The organism is Pseudoalteromonas sp. 68 DY56-GL68 (genome assembly GCF_041414825.1).
Lineage (GTDB): Bacteria > Pseudomonadota > Gammaproteobacteria > Enterobacterales > Alteromonadaceae > Pseudoalteromonas.
This window is the reverse complement of record NZ_JAOCZL010000020.1, coordinates 69,383-91,972: the sequence shown is the minus strand read 5'-3', so window position 1 is coordinate 91,972 and position 22,590 is coordinate 69,383. Positions and strand designations below refer to the sequence as shown.

At 41.4% G+C, this 22,590-nt stretch carries 24 protein-coding genes; 13 read left to right on the top strand and 11 right to left on the bottom strand.

The window, feature by feature from the left end:
- Positions 1 to 357 precede the first annotated feature (357 nt).
- The gene (gene nadB / locus NYF15_RS12255; RefSeq protein ID WP_237118101.1) at positions 358 to 1,980 is read left to right on the top strand and encodes an L-aspartate oxidase; all 1,623 of its coding nucleotides are present in this window, start codon (positions 358 to 360) and stop codon (positions 1,978 to 1,980) included.
- On the opposite strand, the gene NYF15_RS12250 is transcribed toward nadB, so the two are convergent.
- Together NYF15_RS12250 and NYF15_RS12245 are read right to left on the bottom strand one after the other, a co-directional pair.
- Positions 1,955 to 2,362 carry a hypothetical protein gene (locus NYF15_RS12250; RefSeq protein WP_371353725.1) on the bottom strand — a complete coding sequence of 136 codons (408 nt, stop codon included), beginning with the start codon at positions 2,360 to 2,362 and terminating at the stop codon, positions 1,955 to 1,957. The two genes, nadB and NYF15_RS12250, sit on opposite strands and share 26 nt — an antisense overlap.
- Positions 2,355 to 2,606: a succinate dehydrogenase assembly factor 2 gene (locus NYF15_RS12245; protein WP_130150418.1), complete on the bottom strand. Its 252-nt coding sequence runs from the start codon at positions 2,604 to 2,606 to the stop codon at positions 2,355 to 2,357. Before NYF15_RS12245 ends, NYF15_RS12250 begins: the two co-directional genes overlap by 8 nt.
- Before the next feature lie 120 nt (positions 2,607 to 2,726).
- On the opposite strand from NYF15_RS12245, the gene ygfZ reads away from it, so the two are divergent.
- Both ygfZ and NYF15_RS12235 read left to right on the top strand, forming a co-directional pair.
- Positions 2,727 to 3,638, top strand: coding sequence for a tRNA-modifying protein YgfZ (gene ygfZ / locus NYF15_RS12240; RefSeq protein ID WP_371353724.1), 912 nt, complete (start codon positions 2,727 to 2,729; stop codon positions 3,636 to 3,638).
- A gap of 12 nt (positions 3,639 to 3,650) precedes the next feature.
- On the top strand, positions 3,651 to 4,136 hold the full coding sequence (locus NYF15_RS12235; RefSeq protein WP_054554327.1) for a peptidylprolyl isomerase: 486 nt from the start codon (positions 3,651 to 3,653) through the stop codon (positions 4,134 to 4,136).
- A 69-nt stretch (positions 4,137 to 4,205) separates the two neighbouring features.
- Here the strand turns inward: NYF15_RS12235 and NYF15_RS12230 are convergent, their stop codons facing one another.
- The 5 genes from NYF15_RS12230 to NYF15_RS12210 all read right to left on the bottom strand — a co-directional run bounded on the left by NYF15_RS12230 (position 4,206) and on the right by NYF15_RS12210 (position 10,300).
- On the bottom strand, positions 4,206 to 4,682 hold the full coding sequence (locus NYF15_RS12230; protein WP_371353723.1) for a hypothetical protein: 477 nt from the start codon (positions 4,680 to 4,682) through the stop codon (positions 4,206 to 4,208).
- A 14-nt stretch (positions 4,683 to 4,696) separates the two neighbouring features.
- Positions 4,697 to 5,479, bottom strand: coding sequence for a DUF481 domain-containing protein (locus NYF15_RS12225; protein WP_237118744.1), 783 nt, complete (start codon positions 5,477 to 5,479; stop codon positions 4,697 to 4,699).
- Positions 5,480 to 5,550: 71 nt separating this feature from the next.
- Positions 5,551 to 5,871 (bottom strand): HI1450 family dsDNA-mimic protein, encoded by a 321-nt coding sequence (locus NYF15_RS12220; RefSeq protein WP_130150414.1) that lies wholly within the window; start codon positions 5,869 to 5,871, stop codon positions 5,551 to 5,553.
- 106 nt (positions 5,872 to 5,977) lie between these two features.
- Positions 5,978 to 9,088: an efflux RND transporter permease subunit gene (locus NYF15_RS12215; protein WP_371353722.1), complete on the bottom strand. Its 3,111-nt coding sequence runs from the start codon at positions 9,086 to 9,088 to the stop codon at positions 5,978 to 5,980.
- Between the two features lie 9 nt (positions 9,089 to 9,097).
- Entirely contained in the window at positions 9,098 to 10,300 is a 1,203-nt protein-coding gene (locus NYF15_RS12210) for an efflux RND transporter periplasmic adaptor subunit (protein ID WP_371353721.1), read from the bottom strand.
- Between the two features lie 268 nt (positions 10,301 to 10,568).
- On the opposite strand from NYF15_RS12210, the gene NYF15_RS12205 reads away from it, so the two are divergent.
- The 7 genes from NYF15_RS12205 to NYF15_RS12175 all read left to right on the top strand — a co-directional run bounded on the left by NYF15_RS12205 (position 10,569) and on the right by NYF15_RS12175 (position 16,734).
- Positions 10,569 to 11,360: a crotonase/enoyl-CoA hydratase family protein gene (locus tag NYF15_RS12205; RefSeq protein ID WP_371353720.1), complete on the top strand. Its 792-nt coding sequence runs from the start codon at positions 10,569 to 10,571 to the stop codon at positions 11,358 to 11,360.
- 69 nt (positions 11,361 to 11,429) lie between these two features.
- Entirely contained in the window at positions 11,430 to 11,783 is a 354-nt protein-coding gene (locus NYF15_RS12200) for a CidA/LrgA family protein (protein WP_237118096.1), read from the top strand.
- The gene (locus NYF15_RS12195; RefSeq protein WP_371353719.1) at positions 11,773 to 12,480 is read left to right on the top strand and encodes an LrgB family protein; all 708 of its coding nucleotides are present in this window, start codon (positions 11,773 to 11,775) and stop codon (positions 12,478 to 12,480) included. Before NYF15_RS12200 ends, NYF15_RS12195 begins: the two co-directional genes overlap by 11 nt.
- Before the next feature lie 34 nt (positions 12,481 to 12,514).
- Positions 12,515 to 13,354 carry a mechanosensitive ion channel family protein gene (locus NYF15_RS12190; protein WP_371353718.1) on the top strand — a complete coding sequence of 280 codons (840 nt, stop codon included), beginning with the start codon at positions 12,515 to 12,517 and terminating at the stop codon, positions 13,352 to 13,354.
- A gap of 100 nt (positions 13,355 to 13,454) precedes the next feature.
- Positions 13,455 to 14,606 (top strand): PepSY-associated TM helix domain-containing protein, encoded by a 1,152-nt coding sequence (locus NYF15_RS12185; protein WP_371353909.1) that lies wholly within the window; start codon positions 13,455 to 13,457, stop codon positions 14,604 to 14,606.
- A complete protein-coding gene (locus NYF15_RS12180) occupies positions 14,606 to 15,076 on the top strand; it encodes a hypothetical protein (RefSeq protein WP_371353717.1) in 471 nt (156 codons plus the stop codon). The genes NYF15_RS12185 and NYF15_RS12180 overlap by 1 nt, the downstream gene beginning before the upstream one ends.
- A 245-nt stretch (positions 15,077 to 15,321) precedes the next feature.
- Complete coding sequence (locus NYF15_RS12175) at positions 15,322 to 16,734, top strand: family 43 glycosylhydrolase (protein ID WP_371353716.1); 1,413 nt, start codon at positions 15,322 to 15,324, stop codon at positions 16,732 to 16,734.
- Between the two features lie 32 nt (positions 16,735 to 16,766).
- On the opposite strand, the gene NYF15_RS12170 is transcribed toward NYF15_RS12175, so the two are convergent.
- Both NYF15_RS12170 and NYF15_RS12165 read right to left on the bottom strand, forming a co-directional pair.
- Complete coding sequence (locus tag NYF15_RS12170; protein ID WP_371353715.1) at positions 16,767 to 17,516, bottom strand: RIO1 family regulatory kinase/ATPase; 750 nt, start codon at positions 17,514 to 17,516, stop codon at positions 16,767 to 16,769.
- Between the two features lie 87 nt (positions 17,517 to 17,603).
- On the bottom strand, positions 17,604 to 18,068 hold the full coding sequence (locus tag NYF15_RS12165; protein WP_130150404.1) for a MarR family winged helix-turn-helix transcriptional regulator: 465 nt from the start codon (positions 18,066 to 18,068) through the stop codon (positions 17,604 to 17,606).
- 111 nt (positions 18,069 to 18,179) lie between these two features.
- On the opposite strand from NYF15_RS12165, the gene NYF15_RS12160 reads away from it, so the two are divergent.
- Genes NYF15_RS12160 through NYF15_RS12150 form a run of 3 tightly spaced genes read left to right on the top strand, consistent with a single transcriptional unit; the run spans position 18,180 to position 20,531 of the window.
- A complete protein-coding gene (locus NYF15_RS12160) occupies positions 18,180 to 19,328 on the top strand; it encodes a hypothetical protein (RefSeq protein ID WP_130150403.1) in 1,149 nt (382 codons plus the stop codon).
- Between the two features lie 47 nt (positions 19,329 to 19,375).
- On the top strand, positions 19,376 to 20,266 hold the full coding sequence (locus NYF15_RS12155; RefSeq protein ID WP_371353714.1) for a dienelactone hydrolase family protein: 891 nt from the start codon (positions 19,376 to 19,378) through the stop codon (positions 20,264 to 20,266).
- A gap of 49 nt (positions 20,267 to 20,315) precedes the next feature.
- Positions 20,316 to 20,531, top strand: a complete 216-nt coding sequence (locus tag NYF15_RS12150) for a hypothetical protein (protein WP_237118089.1) — start codon at positions 20,316 to 20,318, stop codon at positions 20,529 to 20,531.
- A 55-nt stretch (positions 20,532 to 20,586) separates the two neighbouring features.
- Here the strand turns inward: NYF15_RS12150 and NYF15_RS12145 are convergent, their stop codons facing one another.
- Positions 20,587 to 21,294 (bottom strand): TorF family putative porin, encoded by a 708-nt coding sequence (locus NYF15_RS12145; RefSeq protein ID WP_237118088.1) that lies wholly within the window; start codon positions 21,292 to 21,294, stop codon positions 20,587 to 20,589.
- A gap of 12 nt (positions 21,295 to 21,306) precedes the next feature.
- Positions 21,307 to 22,524, bottom strand: coding sequence for a BCCT family transporter (locus NYF15_RS12140; protein WP_371353713.1), 1,218 nt, complete (start codon positions 22,522 to 22,524; stop codon positions 21,307 to 21,309).
- Positions 22,525 to 22,590 lie beyond the last annotated feature (66 nt).

The window sequence follows — 22,590 nt, the reverse complement described above, 5'->3', positions numbered from 1 at the left end:
TACTCGCCATTGTTTACACAAACTCTGACTGCACGATGAATATAAAAGTTCAGTTTAAAATGTTTTTTTTATAAGATAGCATGCAAATATATTGAGTTATACCGTTCTTATTTGCGTAAAACTTCAAAAATAGCTTTAAAATCAACAGCTATTCTAATTCAAAGCTATTCTACATTTGTGCAAAACAGTTGATAGTACACTGTTTATATGACAAAAAATCTAATAAGATTGGTATAACATTTAAAATAACTAATAGTGCTACAGCAAATATGGTACATATACATATATCATATCAAAATATTTTTGCTCAAACTTTTGCACTATCAGCTGAGCATTGTAACCGCTAAGACCACAGACATGAACCAAAATAAACATCACATTACTGATGTCGCTATCATTGGCAGCGGCGCCGCAGGCCTTTCCCTTGCCTTATCACTCGCTAATCACTGTAAAGTAACCGTATTAAGTAAAGGGGCGCTTACAGAAGGCTCTACATTGTATGCACAAGGCGGTATTGCGGCGGTTTTTGATAAGAAAAATGACAGCATTGAATCTCATGTTGAGGATACACTTGATGCAGGTGGTGGCCTGTGTGACCGTGATGCGGTTCACTACACTGCAAGCAACGCTAAAAAGTGTTTAAAGTGGCTTATTGAGCAAGGTGTGCCTTTTGACATGGAATTTGACTCAAAGGGCAAAGAACGTTTTCACCTAACCCGTGAAGGCGGCCATAGTCATCGCCGCATTCTGCACGCTGCTGATGCAACGGGTCGTGCTGTACAAACAACACTTATCAGCCAAGTACAAGCACACCCTAACATCACGTTATTAGAAAACTACAATGCGATTGATTTGATCAGCGATAAAAGCCTTGGCAAAAAAGGAAAGCATATCCATGGCTTATATGTCTGGAATTGTGAAGATAAAAAAGTAGAAACGATTGCTGCTAAGTTCGTCGCGCTTGCAACTGGCGGTGCAAGCAAAGTGTACTTATATACCTCTAACCCTGATGTATCGAGTGGTGATGGTATTGCGATGGCGTGGCGCTCTGGTTGTCGAGTGGCGAATATGGAATTTAACCAATTCCACCCGACGAGTTTATATCACCCAGAGCTGCAAAACTTTTTGATCACAGAAGCAATGCGCGGTGAAGGTGCGTATTTAAAACGCCCTGATGGCACACGCTTTATGAAAGATTTTGACGAGCGCGAAGAGCTTGCGCCTCGTGATATTGTCGCTCGCGCTATCGACTTTGAAATGAAACGCCTTGGTGCAAACTGTGTCTATTTAGATATCAGCCATAAAGATAAAGATTTTATTATTGAGCACTTCCCAACTATCTACGCAAAGTGCTTAAGTGTTGGTCTTGATATAACGAAAGAGGCGATTCCAGTCGTTCCTGCCGCGCATTATACGTGCGGTGGTGTCATGACTGACTTTAATGGTCGAACAGATCTCGACAATTTATATGCCGTGGGTGAAGTCGCTTATACAGGTCTTCACGGTGCAAACCGAATGGCGAGTAACTCATTACTTGAGTGTATTGTGTTTGCCCATGCTGCGGCAAAAGACATTTTAAGCAAAATTGACACCTCACCTGCGCCAGAACCATTACCTTTATGGGATGAAAGTCGTGTCACTAACTCAGATGAAGAAATCGTTATAACCCACAACTGGCATGAGCTAAGGTTATTTATGTGGGATTACGTGGGCATTGTACGCTCAACCAAGCGCTTAGAACGCGCACTGCATCGCGTTGAATTACTGCAGCAAGAAATCCATGATTACTATGCAAACTTTAGGGTTACAAATAACTTACTAGAACTTCGTAACTTGGTACAAGTTGCGGAGCTGATTATTCGTAGTGCCCTTGAGCGTAAAGAAAGCCGCGGGCTTCATTATACAATCGACTACCCAAATCAAACTGAAAACCCTACACCGACTATATTAACCCCTAAGCTGGTTGCTGCACTGCAATAACCGCTCGTCGCAAACGAGAAAAACTTAGCTCATCAACACTGGCTGACGAGATAATCAGCCAGTGTGATTGATAAAAGCCAATTAATCTTATAACTACATGATTTGCAAACACATAGCTCTTGGGACTTATTTTACCTTGCAGTTGTAACTGTTCATTAAAAAAGCCTAACTGCGATTGCTGCAAAATAATAACTCCCTCACTGGGCTGTGCTTGTTTTACTTTTTTAAAACAACCAACACCAATCACAAGGCAAGCAAAACAGGCTAAAAGCTCTGATAAGATATGACTATAAGAAAAGTATAATAACAAGGCTAGAAAACAAAAGAAGACCACAAAAGGTTTGTGGTCTGGGAAGTTATTTTTGACGGTAAACCTATACACGAACTCGGTCTAAAATAAGCGTCACCATGCCCTTGAGCTCTGCATCTTTACATTCTTCGTGACCCATAAACCATGCAAATAAATCAGGATCATCGCACTCAAGTAGGCGTTGAAATACAGCTTGCTGCTCTGTAGATAGTGAGTCAAACGCTTGTTCAACGAATGGCATGAATAAAACATCAAGTTCGAGCATACCACGGCGGCACGCCCAACGAATGCGTTCTTTACTGTGAATTTCAGTCATTTTAAACCTCGTACTTATTTGTCTGCAGTTTAACAAATTGCAATCGAATAAACAGCTATTTAAATTGCCACCCTAACTAAGTTATCATTAGGGTTCACTTATATCGTAAAGAAGGTTTTTATGTCGACTGTTTACGCATGCCCATTATCTCATACGCTTATTAGCCTTTCAGGTAAAGATAAGCTGTCATACCTTCACGGGCAAGTTACTCAAGATATCAATAAGCTAAGTAACGATAACTTCTTATGGGCAGGACACTGTAATGCCAAAGGTAAACTTTGGGGTGTGTTCAAGCTATTTACATACCAAGATAACTACTACCTAGTTGGCTCTAAACCTGAGGTAGCGCAATCTTTGGTCGAATTAAAAAAGTATGCTGTATTCTCTCAAGTTGAGATTGAGCAATCTGATAAGCCGCTTATTGGCTTAACTGGTGAAGATCTTACCTCAACCCTCGCGTTATTGAATATCCACTTTAATGATACTCAGACTGCTGTTGATTTTGCAGGAGGCAAAGCACTAAAGCTTGCAGAAAACCGCATATTATTGATGGTAAATAATGACTTTAGCTTACCTGACGATATCACCGCACTTGATAATGACAGCATGTGGCAAGAAGCAGCAATCACTGCCGCTGAACCCTCTTTAAATGAAGATGCTATTGGCGAATATGTACCGCAAATGGTTAATTTACAGGCTATAGGTGGTATTAGCTTCAGAAAAGGCTGTTATACAGGGCAAGAAACCGTCGCCCGTATGAAGTATCTCGGAAAAAATAAACGCGCCATGTATATCGTCGCAGGTAAAGCCGATGGTTTACTCGATGAACTAGAGCTTGAAACACAAATGGGCGAAAACTGGCGCCGTGCAGGCAAGCTTATCAGCCAAAGTTATAATCAACAAACGCACACTCTTGTGGGCCTTGTAGTCTTACCAAATGACAATGAAACAGGCCACGTATTACGTGCAAAACACCTCCCTCAGGTTGAGCTATCAATTCAAGCTCTACCTTACTCTCTCGAAGATGAATAAATAGGAATGACTATGATCGTAGCAGCAAACAAAGTGGTAAAAATGCATTATTCAGTATTGGATAATAACAAAAATACCATCGACAATTCTTTCGATGGTGAACCACTGGTGTTTATCGTGGGCACAGGATTTTTAATCCCTGGTCTTGAAAACGCGCTACTCGGTAAAGAAGCCGGTGATACATTCAGTGTGACTGTAGAGCCAGAACAAGGCTATGGTGAGCGTCACGACGACCTAATGCAAGCAGTGCCGAAGTCGATGTTCGAAGGCATGGAAATTGAAGTAGGTATGCAATTTAGAGCAACAACTGATGCAGGCGATCAATCAGTCATGATCATTGAAATCCAAGATGAAGACGTGATTGTCGATGGTAATCATCCTCTTTCAGGTATTACGCTTCACTTTGATGTTGAAGTACTCGAAGTACGCGATGCCACAGAAGAGGAGCTTGCACACGGTCATGTGCATGGCGAAGGTGGTTGTGGTCACAGCCACTAAACGAAACACTAAAAAAGCGCCGATGGCGCTTTTTTTATATCTACACTATGCCCTACAGAAGCGTATCACTTACTCAGGTTCTGCGCTCACTTCTTCCTTTGCTTTTGGCATAGCTTCAGGCTGAGTTATATGCGTTTTAAGTGCGGCAAGTAAACCTGCTTGATCATTGGTGCCTAAACGGTAATGTGTACCATCTTTCATTGCCAGCTCTACCGCACTAAAACCAGATACACTGTACACCCAGCCATCGTGAGTTATACGTAAGCCAATTCCATGACGAAATGAATTGCTAACAGCTCTGACTGACTCAATGTCGTCAAAGCTCACCGTTTTACCAAACACACCAGGCCCAAATGCCCAGCTCACTGTTTTGTCAGTTACTTTGATGGTTAGGCTATGAAATAAAAAAGCCACTAACACTAAAATGGCACTAAATCCCATTAGTGGCACATCTGCACCTATTAAGTTCCATGCCAAGGCAAGAAAACCACCTATCCAGCCTAAAACAATAAAGATAAATAGTGCATATTGCTTATGTTGATACATAAAGAATTCTCTAATTAAAAGCTATAAACAAAGGTTGCACTGAGCTCTGAATCATACTTAAGCTTGTCTTCCTCTGGTTTTGAGTTATAACGGTACATATAGGTAAATTTAAGCGATACATCACCCATGATTTTGCTGATCAGCGAGGTTTCTGATTTTAGTCGCGAATTTAACCCTGACATGGATTGCTCATAACTCACATCTTGGTTAAAACGTGTGCGTGCAGATACCGTGCGCTCCCACTGCAGAGCTAAGCGCAATAAGTAGCCGGTTTTAGTTTCATCCTCTTCGGTTGCCATATCTTCATCGGCAACTGAGCGGTAAAGGCCAGGCCCAACATCTATATCAACCTTGTTCTTGCTACCTTGGTATATGCGATTACCATAACCTGTAGCCACAGTGCTTTTAAACTCTAAGCCACTAAACTCATCTTCTTCATAATCCGCATAAATAAAGAAAGATTCATTTTTAACGTTTAGCTTGTAGTTACCCTGCCCTGATATAAAAATTCGATCAGCTGAAACTTCATCATCACCAGTTTCGTCATTACGGTCTCGTTTATATAGGGTGTCTATTTTGAATTGGTTACGCCATTTTTCAAAATCCTGATACAGGTTACCTTTATATTTAAAGCTGGTTGAATGTGTATTACCACTACTAATCATAAAGCCAAATTCCATATCCCCATAAAGCATCTCGCCCTTATGGATTTTATGGATTTCTTCTTCAGATAGCTGACCATACTCATGAAAATCTTCAAATGGATCAACAGCGGCAACCTGCCAGCTAGTCAGCATAAAAGCGACTAAAAGCGCACGTTTTAGTGTATAAAAGCAACTCGGGATTAAATCAAACATCGGCGGAAAATTTATTCGCTATCTTTCCAAAGAATATGACAAAAAGGCGCATCTTTATCTCGGCTAATTAAAATTTTGGCAAACAGAATATCTTGATTATCAAACTCAAGTCCTACTAAGACTTGCACAAACAGCTCAGGTTCAATCTCTAATGCAACAAAATCTTGCCATTGATTATCCGGTTCACCTTCTTCAATAAAACCGAGCTCTTCGCGGTGTTCATTAAAGTCAGCAATATCTTGCTCGCTTAAGTTGTCAGGTGCTAATTCTAAAAATATATCATACGCCTGATGTGTTACTTCTTCTTCACTGTATAAGCGTGGACCAGCCATGACCAAAACCCTCTGATATTTGAATTAAGCTATGATAACAAACCTCTTTTGAGTTTTACCAAAAAAAAAGCCAGGTTACCCTGACTTTTTTATTTTTCGCTGAAGGCTATGAAGATGCTTGCCCTTTTATTTTTTCACGCATCCCCTGCACAAGGGTATAAAATAATGGCACCAACAATGTACCAAATATCGTAGCAGCTAACATACCGAACAGCACAGTTACACCCAGTGATATTCGACTTCCAGCACCTGCACCGCTTGCAAATACCAAAGGTAATACGCCAAGCACAAACGAGAGGGCTGTCATTAGCACCGCTCTAAAACGCATTTTCGCCGCATTTAATGCTGCTTCGAGAATTCCTTTACCCGCTGAGCGTTCTTCCATAGCAAACTCAACGATCAGAATAGCAGTTTTAGTTGATAGGCCAATTAACAACACAAGGCCCACTTGTGCATAGATATTGTTTTCCATACCAATTACATATAACGCAAGCATTGCACCAAATAACGCCAGTGGTACGGCGGCAATGACCGAAAATGGAATCGTCCAACTTTCATATTGTGCGACTAAGAATAAATAAACAAAAACAACCGCTAAACCAAATAGAATCGGTGCAACATTACCTGCTTCTATTTCTTGTTTAGATTGCCCAGCCCATTCATAAACATAACCCGTTGGCAGCTGCTCAGCTAATTCTTGCATGACTTTTATCGCATCACCACTTGAGTAACCCGCTGCGGGCTGCCCGCTAATACTCGCACTGCGGTATAAATTAAAGTGCGTTAAGCTGGTTGGGCCAAGGATTGGCTCAAGCTTAGCAAGCGTGGTAAGCGGCACCATTGCACCTTCATCATTACGCACATAGTAATGTTGTAAGTCGGCAGGGTTTTGACGAAAACGACTCTCCGCCTGCATGATCACTCTGTATGTGCGACTAAACTGATTAAAGTCATTAATATACAATGATCCTAATTGTGCCTGTAAAGTTAAGAAAATATCGCTAAGTGCCACCCCTTGGGCCTTGGCCTTATTGCGGTCAATCTCTAAAAAGTATTGTGGCACATTTGCTCTAAATGTGCTGTAAACATTAGAAAGCTCTGGACGCTGATTTGCCTCATAAATAAGTCCATTTAATACCTGAGCAAGCTCAGCGGGCTCACGCCCTTCACTATCTTGCAACCTAAACTCAAAACCTGCACTGGTACCTAACCCTGGGATTGATGGTGGATTAAATGCCATAATCTGCGCATCTGGCATCGCCCAAAACTGCCCCATTAAACGTGTTAGTACCGCACGCAAACCAAGTTCAGAGCTAGTTCGCTCCTCCCAGTCTTTTAACACCACAATCCCTAATGCATTATTTGAACCTGCACCACCTAGTAACGAAAACCCAGACACGGCTATAAAATCAGTCGCTGCGGGTTCATTTTTTACAATATCCCCTAATTTATGCATCACCTCTTGAGTACGATTACTTGCTGCTGCATCTGGCAACTGCACATCAACGAACAAAAAGCCTTGATCTTCTGCTGGTACAAAGCCTGTAGGAACCGTTTTTACAAGCCACCCTGCGGCAGCAAAAATCACCACAGCAAAAAGTGCCATTCGCGCAGAACGCTTTAAGATAAAATTAATTACTTTGCTATATCCGCTGGTTGAGCGTGTGATCACATTTTCGAAAGGAGCCAGCCATTTTATTGGTTTCATGGCTTTTTCATTTAATAGCAAAGCACACAGCGCAGGACTTAAAGTAAGTGCATTAACAGATGAAATAAGTACAGCGAATGAAATCGTTACGGAGAATTGTTTATAAAGCTCTCCGGTGATCCCTGGCATAAATCCAACAGGCACAAATACCGCTAATAACACAAGGGTGGTTGCAACAATGGGGCCTGATACCTGCTCCATTGCTTTGGTAACGGCTTCTTTTATAGGTAGTTTTTCTTCTTTTAGGATCCGCTCAACATTTTCGATAACGATAATAGCATCATCAACCACAATCCCGATTGCTAGCACCAAACCAAAAAGCGTAATTAGGTTGATGGAATAACCCATCATCATCATAAATGCGAAGGTCCCCACCAAAGACACCGGAATCGCAACGGTAGGAATCAGTGTTGCGCGCCAATTTTGCAAAAACAAAAACACCACTAAAATAACCAAACCAACGGCTTGTACAAGTGTTATTACCACTTCTTCAATTGAACGGTTAATAAATTCAGTTGTATCATAGGGAATTGAGTACTCAATACCATCAGGTAACTGCTTTGCTAGCTCCTCCATACGCGCTTTAACATCGGTAGCAACTTGTGTCGCATTCGCCTCAGTTAGCTGATAAATAACAATAAACGCAGTATCTTGCTGGTTTAATTTGGCGGTCGTACTGTAGCTCGCGGCTCCCATTTCAATGCGCGCGATATCATTTAAACGCACAAAATTACCATCTTTATTTGCGCGAATAATAGTTTGACCAAACTCTTCTGGTGTCTTTAAACGCCCCTTCGCCTGAATTGAGTATTCAAATTGCTGGCTAGGCCCTGTTGGTGCCGCACCCAACTTACCGGCCGCCACTATGGTGTTTTGCTCTTGTAACGCAGCTTGTACTTCCGCCACCGTTAACTCCAAAGAAGCCATTCTATCGGGACGCAGCCATAATCGCATCGAGTACGTCTGCTCCCCCATAACCTCTGCTGAGGCCACACCATTGATACGCCCTAAAGGCTCAGTTAAATAATTTGTCGCGTAGTTACTTAGAAAAATAGCATCAATATTATCTTTGCTTGAATAAAGGTTAATACCTAAAAGCATTGAGCTTGATTTTTTCTTAACCGACACCCCTTGACGCTTCACTTCTTCAGGCAAACCTGACTCAGCCAGTGCGACACGATTTTGCACATTAACCTGTGCTATGTCCGTATCAGTGCCAACTTTAAAGTAAACGGTTATATTCGCAGTACCGTTATTAGATGAAGTTGACTCGATATACATCATATCTTCAACCCCATTGACCTGTTCTTCAATAGGCCTAATAACGGACTCTTCAACTATTTGCGCACTCGCACCAGGATAACTGGCTGTAATTTGTACTTGTGGCGGGGTGATTTGCGGGTACATATTAACCGGCAATAAAGCCATCGATATTAAGCCCGCAATTGTAATAACAATAGATATAACCAGTGCAAACTTAGGGCGAGATATAAATGTTTTACTAATCATCTCATACTCCTAAGAGTTTGCTTTATTAGAAATAGTGCCTGTTGTGGCATCTACTTTCTTTTCCACAGCCTTAACTTCTGCACCTTGCCGTACTTTTTGCAGGCCTTCAATAATCACCTTTTCCCCAGCTTCAAGACCTGATTCAACCACCCACATAGCATTGATACGGCGGCCAAGTTCAACAATACGCATGGCGACTTTGTTATCATCACCAACAACCAGTACAAATTTACCCTGTTGATTTTCTTGTACGGCGACTTGTGGGATCAGTGCAAGTTCTTTTTTATTGGTACTCTCTACGATTAAAGTGACAAATAACCCTGGCATCACAATACCATCGGGATTATCAAATGAGGCTCTAAGTTCAACCGTACCAGTATTACGGTTAATTTTAGTATCAGCAAAATCTAATACACCCTTTGCAGGAAAGGTCGAATTATTCGGTAAGCGTAGTGTTAAATCTATTGGTACATCTCGCGGGTCGCGACCTGACGGTGTCTGGTGCTGTTGACGATAACTAATGTAATCTGCCTCTTCTACCTGAAAACTCACATAGATAGGGTCAACATCAGTCAGCTCTGCAAGTTCATTTGATGATGGCCCCACAATATTGCCAACATCATAATTTACTTTACCAATGCGCCCACTGAATGGCGCTTTAATTTCGGTATAGCTTAAATTTAACTTCGCTTTCTCAAGCTCTGCTTCTGCCGCTTTAACTGCCGCAGTTGCTTGCTCAAAATTGGTCGTTAATTTGTCGAGGTCAGATTGAGAAATAAACCCTTGTGACGCAACATCTTTGCCGCGCTTTAAATCTCGCTCAGCTGCACTGGCCGCTGCGATACGGCTTTTTAAATCAGCTTCAACTTCAGTGACCGTTGAACGATACTCTGAAGGGTCAATACGAAGTAATAACTGATCTTTTTCAACAGACGAACCTTCGTCAAAGTGACGCTCAATAAGCTCACCTTCAACTCGCGCTCTAATTTTAACCTCTTGAAATGCCTCGGTTCGTGCTACAAATTCGCGGTAGTTACCGACCTCTTGTGTATTTACATTGTATACAGAGACAGCAGGGGGTGGTGTTGCTTGCTGCTGAGACTTGTCATCTGAACAACCTGTAAGTAAGACACTTAATGCCAATGCATAGACTGTTGTTGTTATAGATTCAGTTGATAGCTTTTGCATGCGTTGTGTATTGCGCATCAGCATATTTTTACTCCTTGTAGCGCGACTTAAAGCTAAGTCTAGTCGTGTCATGGGATTTTGCGAAAATTTGAAGCAGTATCTTATTAATCGCAAAACCGAACTAGCTGTAAACCAGCATCTTTGTTTTAAAAATATACATCAATTTGTAACCAAATATATGACGAAGTTACTCTTTTTTAATAAATCACCTAATTCTTTGTCACACATCAGCATTTCTTTACATACATGTGATTAGTTCGTAAGCTCTAGCAAACAGGTCAGAGGAGTTACCATGATAAAACTAGAAATAAAACAACAGGTCGCTTGGGTTAGCCTTGCCCGTGCCGAGAAACAAAATGCACTCAGTTTTGCTATGTTTGTGGAGCTTTCAAACGTGATCAAAAAAATTAAAAACGATCGTAGTTTGCGTGCTGTGGTGATCTCTGGCGAAGGCGAGCACTTTTGCTCTGGGCTTGATGTTGCTGCGGTGATGAAAAAGCCGAGTAATATCATCAAACTATTATTCAAGTGGTTACCAGGAAACCAAAACCTCGCGCAAAAAGTGGTGTTAGGTTGGCAAGACTTAAGTATTCCGGTGATAGCTAAAATTACCGGGCATTGCTTTGGCGGCGGTATGCAAATCGCGCTCGGGGCTGATTACCGTATTGTCGATAAAAACGCAAAGTTAGCAATTATGGAGGCTCGCTGGGGTTTGTGTCCTGATATGGGGGCTAACGTTGTACTTGCAGGCTTAATGAAGCGTGACCAAGCACTTTGGCTTGCAAGCCATGCAGGGCCTGTTTCGGCTGAAGACGCTAAAGAATATGGCTTGGTTACGCAACTGACTGATGATGTCGATAAACAAACCGATGCTGTACTTGAAACATTGATGGCCCGCTCACCCGATACACTCGCAGCAATTAAACGCATTACTCAGCAAAGCTATCGCTCACAGCAACGTAAAATTCTTGCTAAAGAAACTTGGAGCCAAATTCGCTTACTAATGAATCCGAATACCAAAAAGGCGATTGCGAAAGCCAAAGGCGCTGAAGATGTTAAATTTAATAATGCTAAATCATGGTAAGCTAAAGTCGCATAGTACAGCTGACAAGGGTATGATGTAGTTGTACTTTATTCGCAATTATCCTGACTCATGAAATACCTAATCAGTAGCGCCATTATTCTTGCTTGTTTAGCCGTTGCTAAGTATTTAACGGCTTTGTTTGAAAGCAGTTTTCCAGCTCCATTACTCGGTATGGTCTTGTTACTCGTATTACTTTTAACAGGTATAGTAAAAGAGCACCATTTAAAGCCGACAGCCAGTCCTTTACTCAATTATATGCCATTGTTTTTTATTCCTGCGGGGGTCGGGATTATTGAACACTTAGGTTTAATCGCTGAGCACTGGCCTTTATTACTGACTATCTTTATTGTTGTGCCACTGACAAGCGTTGTATTGATTGGCTCTGTTATCGCTTACTTTAAGGGGCGTGAAAATGACAGCTAGCTTTTGGTGGTTAAGCGTTCCATTAGTTATTGCTCTTTTCCTAGCACTGCGTTTTTTAAACACTAAAACACACCATGCTATTGCAAAAGCACTTACCAACCCAGTTTGCTGGGCAATTGTGCTAATTGCAGCGTGTTTAATGATACTCAAACTCCCCTACGCTCCATTCGCTGAGCACACTAAAGTGCTAAGTTGGTTACTTGAACCCGCTATTGTGGCTTTAGCTCTACCGCTTTATCAGCAATTTATACATGTTAAAAAGAATCTACTGTTAATTTTGATAAGTTGCAGTTTAGGGGTAATCAATGCCACGCTGGTTGCATCGATTATTTGCGCTATGTTTTCCGCGCCTGCAGAACTTAGTGCATCCTTGGCTAGTTTGTCAGTAACCACACCTATCACTTTACTGGTTACCGATGCACTTGGCGGAATTCCTTCTTTAGCAGCGGCTATGGTGATTTTTATTGGTGTACTTGGGGCAATTTTCGGTAATTTAATTTTCTCGCTAATAAATATACATAATGCACAAGCTAAAGGTGTCGCAATTGGCACTGCTTGTCATGCTATTGGCACTGCTTCTCTTATAACAGAGCAACCGAAGGCAGGCGCTTTTGCATCTGTAGCTATGGCATTGAGTGCACTATTAAGCGCTTTAATCGTCCCCTTACTCTACCCCGCCATTCAACATCTGATATAGTAATGACCAGCAGTAAACCTTGTTAGGAAAAGCCATGATTGACGCAGAATTACAACAAGTGGAAAAATACTATAACCTGATCACCGAATATTTAGTGACCTACAGCATGCAAATAGTGGGTGCGATCTTAATTTTGGTATTTGGCCTGTGGATTTCACAAAAAGTATCAAATATGGTGGCAGCCTTAATGCAGCGCCACAATATAGATATTACCCTCACAAACTTTATCAGCAATGTTATAAAAGTCTTGCTGATCATCATGTTCCTCATTATTGCGCTGGGTAAAATAGGCATCAGTGTTACTCCTTTTGTGGCTGCGATAGGTGCTGCCTCATTAGGTGCAGGTTTAGCACTGCAAGGAATGCTTTCAAATTATGGTGCAGGGCTTGCGATTATTGCAACGCGGCCTTTTGTAGTAGGCGATACAATTGAAGTAAAAGGGGTGAGCGGACAAGTTAAAACAATTGAGCTCGGCTACACTATTTTGATTAACGAAGAAAAAGTCGAAATCACCATTCCTAACAAACATATTGTTGGCGAAATTCTGCATAACTCGTTTAGCTATTCACTCGTAAAAGGCGAAATTGATATAGCTTATGATGCAAATGCTGACTTGGCTATTGAGCTGATCGAGACCGTTTTAAACGATCATGAGCTGATTGCCGATACACCACACTCACAAGTCGGTATTGAGCGCTTTGCCGAAAGCGGTGTCACCTTGAGCTATCGTTTTTGGGTACCAACCACCAAAATTATTGAGACTAAATTAGCGATAAACCGTAATGTATTTAAGGCAATCCAAGGGGCGGATATCGAAATACCCTTCCCACAACGGATTGTTACTCTCAATCAAACTAATGATAAAGGCGCTTAAGGCGCCTTTTTTGCAGCTTGTCGACAGAGATTGTGTTTGTTCAAAAGATTGTAGTACAATTTGAATGATAACAATTACTATCATCAATTAAGGTCGAGCTATTTTTACCATGAGTAAACGTCTTTGGTTCCAACTGCATGGTTGGTTTTCGCTCCCAGTATGGGTGCTATTTTGCTTTATCTGTGTCACAGGCACTGTATCTGTAATAAGCCATGAACTTACTTGGCTTACTAACAGTGAAGCACGTGCAAACAACCCAAATGATTTACCAGCACTAGGTGTTGATCAAGTTATTAATAGCGTAGAAAAAGCTTACCCAACCGCCGATGTAATGAGTGTACTCACTTATGAGCCTTACTTGGTTAATGCGGTTATTTTCACTGATACCGACAAACCTTATGCTGTGGCTTACGTCAATCAATACACAGGCGAAGTACAAGCGGTTAATGACACTATCTCATTCATCGAATTTATGCGTACCCTACACGGCTGGCTATTCTTTCCTTGGCAAGAAGGCTACAGCATAGGTTACTACTTAGTCAGCGCCATGGCGTTTGTCATTTTAGGTGCACTAGTAACAGGCTTAGTGATTTATAAAAGCTTTTGGCGTGCATTCAGTCAACCTAAGCTGCGTTTTAATCAAGGTAAAAAAACCTTTCTTAAAGATTTACATACCCTAAGTGGCGTGTGGTCAATTTGGTTTATGGCAGTAATGGCACTCACAGGCCTGTGGTATTTAGTACAAGCCATCATGTGGCATAACGAAATAGACATAGAAGAGCATGCACCTTTGGTGGCTGTTTCAACTTTACCTGCGGACAAACAAACACCGCCTACCGATTTAAAAGCGGCACTGGCACTTACCAAAGAGAAATACCCAGATTTCAAACCTAGCTATGTGATGCTGCCAGAGCATAACCGCGGCATGTTTAATATTATGGGCAGTGGCGATACTATCTTCTACGATAACTACGCTTACTCAACGTCAATCAATCCTTGGACGGGTAAAATTGCAGCAAGTAAAAGTCCTGAAACAATGTCGGGGCTACAAACCCTTTCGCATATTACTGATCCACTTCATTACGGTAATATTGGCGGCCTGTGGACAAAGGTTATTTGGTTTATCTTTGGTTTGATTTTAAGTGGTATGTCAATCACTGGCTTTATGATGTATGCCGCTAAATTAGTTAATAATAAACCAGTAAAAGCGCGCCAAGCTGCGCCAGTAAATAACGTTCAGGAGGCAAACTAATGGCTCGTTTACAAGCGACTTGGTGGCAACGTAAAAAGTATGTTTTACATGCTGTGGTACTGGCTTTGCCTGTGTGGTTTATTTATCAGTCATTAAACCCTCAGTTTCCTGCACTTTGGCAAGAACAACAAGCGGGCGAATTTAAAATCGCGCCAATGCCACTGAATGAAGATGCTCCTTACTCACACCACAATGAGTATGTTAAAGATTTCTTTATCGCCTTTAATCAAGGTGACATAAGCAATGTTCGTCAGGCATATTTAAATATTGGTCAATCACCTTTACCACTAACGGAGTTTGCTAAAGATGAAGAAGGCATAATGCATGGCACCAGCCACGGTCAGCATGCCCACGCGATAGCTCCTAAAACCATCTCAACAGATGATAAACTGTGGATCACCATACAAACTTGGCAAGGCCAACTGCATATCCTCAAATGGGATATTCCCAGCCAGTTTATTACTCAATAATATCTGAAAGGCCACTCACCGAGTGGCTTTTTTATATCTCTGAAAAAACCTTTATCTCCTCCAAAATAATTAAAAGTAAAATTTTTGTTAATTATTTTCATTCAACACCTTTACAAAAGTAATAATATAATAAAGTATTATAAATAGTTTTCATTAACATCAATGCATTCAATTGATGTTGATCAGAACTCATCCAAGGAGCTAAACACACAAGGAAAGCTCAATAACAATGATTTGGAGACACAATGATACTTTCAAAAAAAGCGCTTGCAGCGCTCAGCTTTGCAACAACACTCATACTCCCCAGTGCCTACGCGATTGATAATGGCGTATACACGATTAAATCAAAGTACAGCGCTAAGTTTGTAGAAGTAGCTAGCGCGCAAACCAATGATGGTGCAAATGTCAGTCAGTGGGCTGACACAAATCACGACACGCAGCGCTGGTTAATTACCAACATAGGTGGCAGCAACTATTCGGTTATTAACTTAAACAGTGGTAAAGCACTCGAAGTGTTTGATTTCTCAACGGCCGATGGCGGTAATGTGGTGCAGTATGAATATGCAAACATTGCTAGCCAACACTGGCAAATTAATGATGAAGGCAACGGTTATGTTAGCTTCATTAACTTAAACAGTGGTAAGGCTCTCGACTTATATGGATTCGATGGTAACGATGGCGCGAACATTAGTCAGTGGAGCTACAACGGCAGCGATGCGCAGCAATGGCAACTCACCAAACTTGCCAATGTTGAATCCACTCCCTTTGATCCATCGACCACCAATGGTGCTGCTGATCATTGGCCACTCACAGGCAATTTAGTTACCCACGATCCTACTATTGGTTACGAGAATGGTACTTGGTGGATATTTCAAACAGGCCCAGGTATTTACGGTAAATATTCAAGCAATGGCGTGGATTGGAATGATGCGCTGCCAATTTTTTCAAATGGTTTAAGTTGGTGGAGTAACTATGTGCCTGATCATGACGGAATTGATGTCTGGGCGCCTGAATTAAAAAGCTACAATGGCCGCAGCTGGCTTTATTATTCGATTTCGACCTTTGGTTCACGTGTCAGTGCTATTGGCCTTACCTCAGCAAACAGTGTCGCCACAGGCAATTGGCGTGATGATGGCTTAGTGATTAACACTACCAATAGCAATAATTACAATGCCATTGACCCAGATCTTGTGGTAGCAAAAGATGGTGCACCTTGGCTTGCATTTGGCTCATGGAATTCGGGTATTAAACTAACGCGTATTAACCCAATGACAATGAAACCATTTGGTCAAATCTACTCATTAGCAAGTCGCTCAGGTGGTATTGAAGCGCCGACCATAGTGTATCGCCAAGGCTACTACTATTTGTTTGTTTCAATTGGCAAATGCTGTGATGGCACAAATAGCACATACCGTATTGCTTACGGGCGCTCTACCGACATTCGAGGTCCGTATCTAGATAAAAATGGCACCGACATGTTAGCCAGCGGCGGTAGCATTCTTGATGCGGGTAATAGCCAATGGGTAGGGCCTGGTGGACAAGACATTCTAAATACCGATGTAATTGTTCGTCATGCGTATGATGCAGGCGATAATGGCACACCCAAATTGCTCATCAGCACCCTTAATTGGGATGCGAATGGCTGGCCTAAATACTAGTTCTCCCCACTAAGCGCGTGCAAACGCGCTTTTTAAAATCGTTCTAAAATACTGCGAATAAACTCAGAATTTAATATCTGTGTCACCACGCCACCGCACCACACATACGCACGATGCAAAGGGTAGCCTTTAAAAATCCAACGTTTACGCACATGATTAAAGTCATGCAAATAATCAGCCTTCGCCTGTGGTAATGAGTCACCTGCCAGTTTTTGCCACGCTTTATAAACCCCACTCATATCAGCACCACGCATAAAACGCTGTAACCAACGCGGAAAGCGTGCAAAGCGAATCGCCGACTGAAAGTCAATAATATAAGGCTTACCCTCTTTTGAACAAATCACATTACCCAGATTACGTAAATCAAGGTGTACCACGCCACGACGGTGCATTTTCGCTACCATACGTTCGAAGTCTTTGAAAAAACGCGCTGGCAAATGTGCTTGCTGTTGGGCAAGCTGCTTAAGTGGTGTGCCCTCAATAAAGTCATAAGCAATAGCAATTGGCGATAAACGGCAAAAATTATCTACTACTCCGTCTACATCTTGCAGGCGTGCGAGTCCCTTGTACTCTTGATTAATAAAAAGCGGCGCAATGGTTTTTCTTACCCACCAAGGACTATGCTGAAAGTCTTTGATAATGAAATCAAACTGCGAGTCTTTGTAACGATAAACAATAGCATTAGCGAACCGACCGGTATGAACAATAGACAAGCTTTCATGGCTAAATTGATGAGTAGGGAATTGAGCCTGAAGCTGCGCGAGCAAAGATGATTCGAACATAGCAATCTGTCACTTGTTAAAATTAAATGCCTAGGCAACTATATTATCAAAATGCGTCAGCGGCGACAATGTACCGCTTAGAGAAATTTATGCTTTTAAATTATGAATTGCTCTAAACAACAAGCTAGCAAGTTGATTTTGCTCTAGTTCAGAGAAGCCAGCGAGCGCTTTTCGATATATCTCATTAACTGCGGGTAAAATTTCAGGGTAAAGCTGTTGGCCTTTCTCTGTAAGACATAAAAGAGTTGAACGCCTATCTTCAACTGACTGTTTTTTAGCGACCAACCCTTTATCTTCTAGGCGAGTGATTAAACGACTCATGGCCCCACGGTCGTACACCATGTGCTCACATAGCTCAGCTAAAGTGTTTACTTTACCTCGTGCAAGTAACACCACCACAATATATTGAGCTGATGTTAGCTCTTTATCTTCAAGAGCGTTATCAAGATGCGTAACTAAGTTGGAGCGTAAATAAGACACTAAACGCCCTAAGTCTTGGACTGGGTCTAAATCTTCAGCGCGGCACTGTCCAATTGATGCAGATTCTTTCATATTTCCTCAACAAAGATTAATAGCTATTCATTGACAGTTAATACCTAAAATAATTCAATCTTAGTCATAATTGGTGTAGCGTGAGTCAGGTATTTAAACTTCGGGGGTAGTATGCTTAGTAAACAGCACATTATAAAGTATTTAGGTCTTTTTGTACTCTTGTTACTGTGCTGGTTAGAGCAGTTCCAACATTATATTATGAGTTTTATCGATAGCGCTTTAGTTCAGTCAACCGTGGTGTATGCCTCGTCTCGTACAGTTAACGCCGCTATTTCGTTATTACAATCTGCCGAAGTGGGCATTGGTATTGCGAGTATTCAGCCAGCACAACTACTTGATCCTGTTAATGATCTGGCTGAGTACATGTCAGATGCTATGCGCCTTGCAATAGGTTCACTATTTTTACAGCGAATTTTATACACGATCTCATCTGGTGTGATTTTTAATAGCGTATTTACTATTTCAGTCATTGCTTACCTTTTTTGTGAATGGCGCAATATCTATCCAAATCTTCGCCACAAACTTCTGGCAAGCCTCATCTTAATTCGCTTTCTCGTTCCCGCTATCGTCTTAAGCACAGGACTTATCAGCCAAGTTTTTTTAGATGAACAAATTAACTCACAAAGCCAACTGGTCAGTGAAAAAGTTGATACTGTCAGCGCTAATGCTACACAAACTTCAGCATTATCAGCACAACTCAAAGCTAAAGTTGATAGTCAAAAGCAAGCCGTGTTCGATAAACTCGATGTCTTGAATCAACAACAGATAACAAACCACCAGCAAGCGACTGAGTTAAAACTGCAACTGGCAGAACTGGATTCCCAGATTGACACCATTCAGTCAACACGCAGCCTTTCTGAGCGTTTAACGTTTACTGAACTTGAACAAGCTAAGCCGCTGCTCGCCAAAAAACAGCAAATAACAACTAAGCTACACGCTTTATCCGCTCAACAAGGGACACTTAATCAAGAAAAAGATGCGCTAAACCAGCAACTCGTGGAAATAAATGAGCAACTCAACACAAATGATGCGAGTAAAGTGAGTAAAATTATCGACACCGTTACCACAGGGATAGGAAATATGGTAGCAGCCGTTGAAGATCTTTTTATCGACTTTCTTAACCTATTATCATTACTCATTCTCAAGTTATTGTTAATGCCACTCATCTTTTTGTATTTATTCAATAAAGCGTTTAAAGCTATTTGGCATCGCCATTTCATTGATGTATTAATTGAAACAAAAAATCGCGCTATTAATTGATTGTTTTTTGAGCTATGTTGATACTCACAATTATAAAGGAGCTAACAATGAGTAACCAACATAGTCGTCACATTCCTCAAGAAGCATTTGATTGGTACGATGAATACGCCCATGGCTTGATAGACCGCCGTACTTTTATGAAAAAACTAGGCGGCCTAGTTGCACTAGGTTATTCAATGGCTGTTCTCAGTAGTGCCTTGTTGCCAAACTATGCATTAGCTGAACAGGTCTCCTTTAATGATCCTGATATCAAAGCCAGTTACAAAACCTTCAATTCATTCAAAGGTCACGGTGAAGGTAAAGGCTATTTAGTTGAGCCCGCCAACTTATCTGACAAGCATCCTATCGTATTAGTGATCCATGAGAATAGAGGTTTAAACCCTTACATTAAAGATGTTGCACGCCGCCTTGCTAAAGCGGGTTTTATTGCCTTTGCCCCAGATGCATTGCACCCACTTGGCGGTTATCCAGGTAATGACGATGAAGGGCGTGCTATGCAGCGCTCAATGGACAGAGAAAAAATCCAACAAGATTTCGTGGCCGCCGCGAAGTACTTAAAAGAACATCCAAACAGTAATGGCAAACTAGGTGCGGTAGGCTTTTGCTTTGGCGGTTATATGGTTAACTACCTCGCTGCTGTTGAGAGCAAACTCATTAATGCTGGCGTCCCCTATTACGGCACCCCTGCTGTTAAAGAGCTTAGAGAAAACATAAAAGCACCATTACTTGTCCACTTAGCTGAATTCGATAAACGCGTGAATGATACTTGGTCAGAATATGAAAGTGACTTAAAAGCCCACCAAATACCTTATACTATGCACATGTACGAAAAAGCGAATCATGGTTTTCATAATGACTCCACATCGCGTTACGATGAAAAACAAGCTGAGCTTTCATGGCAACGTACACTTGCATTCTTTAACGAGCAATTGATTTAATCGAGGCAATTTCATACACTCTCGGAAAAATTTGTAGGCTAGTAAAGAGATGGAATCGCAAATCAGTTATCGCTTTGACTCACAGCAAACCGCTAATCGGTTTTTAAACAAGCTTAAACACTGGTCAGTGGCTAAAGTCACCGCAAGTCTCTGCCAAGGTGGTTTCGGTGTAAAAATACGCTACGAAGTCGATAATAGTGGCTTTGATTACACCCTTGCTGAGCTTGATGATTTAGCGATGCAACATGAAGGCGAAGAAATCTAGTTATTAATTAGAAAACGGCTAACCAAGGTTAGCCGTTTCGTTACTAAAGCTTTACTTATAAATCAAAGCTACGCGAGATAGACGCAACAATGCGCTCGTCTGCGGTATCCCAATCAAGGCTGGTATTTTCACCGGCAAGCTCAAAGTCAAAACCTGCAAAGCTTGTTTGATAAGCTATACGATAGTGGTTATATGACTTATCACTGCCATCCCATGTGTACTTATCACCATCAAGTGAATTTGAAATATCAAAGCTGGCACGGATTGCGTGATTTGGTGCAATTTCAAAGGTATGCGCAAGCATAGAAATTACATGCCCTGCGCCAGAACCAAAGTAATCCCAGCTATACCAAAAGTTAAGCTCAGTTTGTCCTAAGCTACTGGCATAACCAAATTTAGTATAAACCTCAGGGTAGTTACCATCGCTTGAATGACCTTCACCATGATATGAATAGTAGGCAATACCATAATCAACGCTCAATGCTTGATTAATCTGCGCGTAGTTACCAAAATACGCATCCCATTCGATATCTGTCCCCTCACCAAAATCCACATTTGAGGCCCACGTCCCCACATACATACCTGAGTCTGCAAATGCATAGTCTAGACTACCTTGAATAGCAGGATCATTTTGCGTTTGGCTCACGCCATTAAAAGTGTAATCTGATGCTAGTGTCACTGTAGTTGATAAATCAGCCATCGCTGATGTCGATAATAATGCCAATGGCAACGCTGTTGCGAGTAGTGTTTGTCTTGTTGTCATGTTGATTTCCCCTTAGCTAACTGTTTCTATTTTTGTGTAATCTAATTTGTTGTCTTTTGGTGAACCCTCGATATTTTTCACCGTTTTTAACTTGCTGTAGCCAATAAACACAGCGCAGCCAAAAAATAACGCAATCACTAACGCACCAACCCATTGGATTTGTAAAAAGTCGAACTTAAACAACAGGGTCAACAATGAAAGCGCCACCACATTTAAGGCAATATAATTAAACTTACCAAAACGTTTCACCGTTAAGTTTAGGTTATCTGTGTATAAACGGATCAAAGAATCAAGTGAGTTGATCACAAACACCACACCGACAAACACCATAGCGATGTTTTTCAGGCCTGCTGTAGCAATACCCGCTTCATGATATTGATATAAAACGCTAAACCAAATTGCGATTGGAATAGATGGGAAAATCAGCATGGCTGCCAGAACTTGGTAAGTCTTTAGGCCACCCACAAAACGCGAGGTAAATTGACCAATCATGATACTCCAAGCAAACCACCAAAATAGATAAAAGGCATGGTAATCATTCAACGGTAATACAAATTCATCAATATTACCAAAATAGCCACCAATTAACGCAAGGTTATCAACAAACGCTGATGTTTGTGCATCTGAGCCAGCAAAGGCACCAAACCACATAAAGGCAATTAAGGCGATAAACAACCAAGTAGTAGAAATACTTAAAAAGCGTACAAACTTAATGTCAGTGCTCGAATACACAGCAAAGCAAATTGCTGCAAACACCATTAAGTAAAATGTCGGAATAATTGACTCACCATCACCAAGCGACGGTAAATACCAAGGTAAATTCGACAGCAGTAAAAATGCAGTAAATGCGCATGTACCAATAATAACGATGTTATTAATTAGTTTTACCCAAGCAATTTCGAAGAACTTTACTTTGGGTTCTATTACACAGAAATAAAAGCACGTAAGGAAATAAAATCCCCAGATCAAGAAGCCCCAAAAACCAAACTCGATGGCTAATGGATTGGCAAACGCATACTCTGGGCTTGCTTTTATGTCTGCATAACCTGCAAACTCTGTCAGTGGAAACATAATCAAGCCTACATCTAGGCCCGATGTAAATAAAATTGCAATGAACGTAAACGTTCTAACTGGTGTGACGCCAACACACCTTACCGTACCCCATTTAAATAAAATAACCGCAATTGCTAACAGGGTAAAAATGATGCCAGCACTAAGCCAAAAGGTCATAGTTACCCCCCCAAAATAAGTAATAATACTTCATTGTTTCTCCAGTTTTATTCCTCGCATTAACGC

Coding starts and splice junctions, on each gene's coding strand:
- nadB (WP_237118101.1), top strand. CDS start 358: ATGAACCAAAATAAACATCACATTACTGATGTCGCTATCATTGGCAGC.
- NYF15_RS12245 (WP_130150418.1), bottom strand. CDS start 2,606: ATGACTGAAATTCACAGTAAAGAACGCATTCGTTGGGCGTGCCGCCGT.
- ygfZ (WP_371353724.1), top strand. CDS start 2,727: ATGTCGACTGTTTACGCATGCCCATTATCTCATACGCTTATTAGCCTT.
- NYF15_RS12235 (WP_054554327.1), top strand. CDS start 3,651: ATGATCGTAGCAGCAAACAAAGTGGTAAAAATGCATTATTCAGTATTG.
- NYF15_RS12230 (WP_371353723.1), bottom strand. CDS start 4,682: ATGTATCAACATAAGCAATATGCACTATTTATCTTTATTGTTTTAGGC.
- NYF15_RS12225 (WP_237118744.1), bottom strand. CDS start 5,479: ATGCTGACTAGCTGGCAGGTTGCCGCTGTTGATCCATTTGAAGATTTT.
- NYF15_RS12220 (WP_130150414.1), bottom strand. CDS start 5,871: ATGGCTGGTCCACGCTTATACAGTGAAGAAGAAGTAACACATCAGGCG.
- NYF15_RS12215 (WP_371353722.1), bottom strand. CDS start 9,088: ATGATTAGTAAAACATTTATATCTCGCCCTAAGTTTGCACTGGTTATA.
- NYF15_RS12210 (WP_371353721.1), bottom strand. CDS start 10,300: ATGCTGATGCGCAATACACAACGCATGCAAAAGCTATCAACTGAATCT.
- NYF15_RS12205 (WP_371353720.1), top strand. CDS start 10,569: ATGATAAAACTAGAAATAAAACAACAGGTCGCTTGGGTTAGCCTTGCC.
- NYF15_RS12200 (WP_237118096.1), top strand. CDS start 11,430: ATGAAATACCTAATCAGTAGCGCCATTATTCTTGCTTGTTTAGCCGTT.
- NYF15_RS12195 (WP_371353719.1), top strand. CDS start 11,773: ATGACAGCTAGCTTTTGGTGGTTAAGCGTTCCATTAGTTATTGCTCTT.
- NYF15_RS12190 (WP_371353718.1), top strand. CDS start 12,515: ATGATTGACGCAGAATTACAACAAGTGGAAAAATACTATAACCTGATC.
- NYF15_RS12180 (WP_371353717.1), top strand. CDS start 14,606: ATGGCTCGTTTACAAGCGACTTGGTGGCAACGTAAAAAGTATGTTTTA.
- NYF15_RS12175 (WP_371353716.1), top strand. CDS start 15,322: ATGATACTTTCAAAAAAAGCGCTTGCAGCGCTCAGCTTTGCAACAACA.
- NYF15_RS12170 (WP_371353715.1), bottom strand. CDS start 17,516: ATGTTCGAATCATCTTTGCTCGCGCAGCTTCAGGCTCAATTCCCTACT.
- NYF15_RS12165 (WP_130150404.1), bottom strand. CDS start 18,068: ATGAAAGAATCTGCATCAATTGGACAGTGCCGCGCTGAAGATTTAGAC.
- NYF15_RS12160 (WP_130150403.1), top strand. CDS start 18,180: ATGCTTAGTAAACAGCACATTATAAAGTATTTAGGTCTTTTTGTACTC.
- NYF15_RS12155 (WP_371353714.1), top strand. CDS start 19,376: ATGAGTAACCAACATAGTCGTCACATTCCTCAAGAAGCATTTGATTGG.
- NYF15_RS12150 (WP_237118089.1), top strand. CDS start 20,316: ATGGAATCGCAAATCAGTTATCGCTTTGACTCACAGCAAACCGCTAAT.
- NYF15_RS12145 (WP_237118088.1), bottom strand. CDS start 21,294: ATGACAACAAGACAAACACTACTCGCAACAGCGTTGCCATTGGCATTA.
- NYF15_RS12140 (WP_371353713.1), bottom strand. CDS start 22,524: ATGACCTTTTGGCTTAGTGCTGGCATCATTTTTACCCTGTTAGCAATT.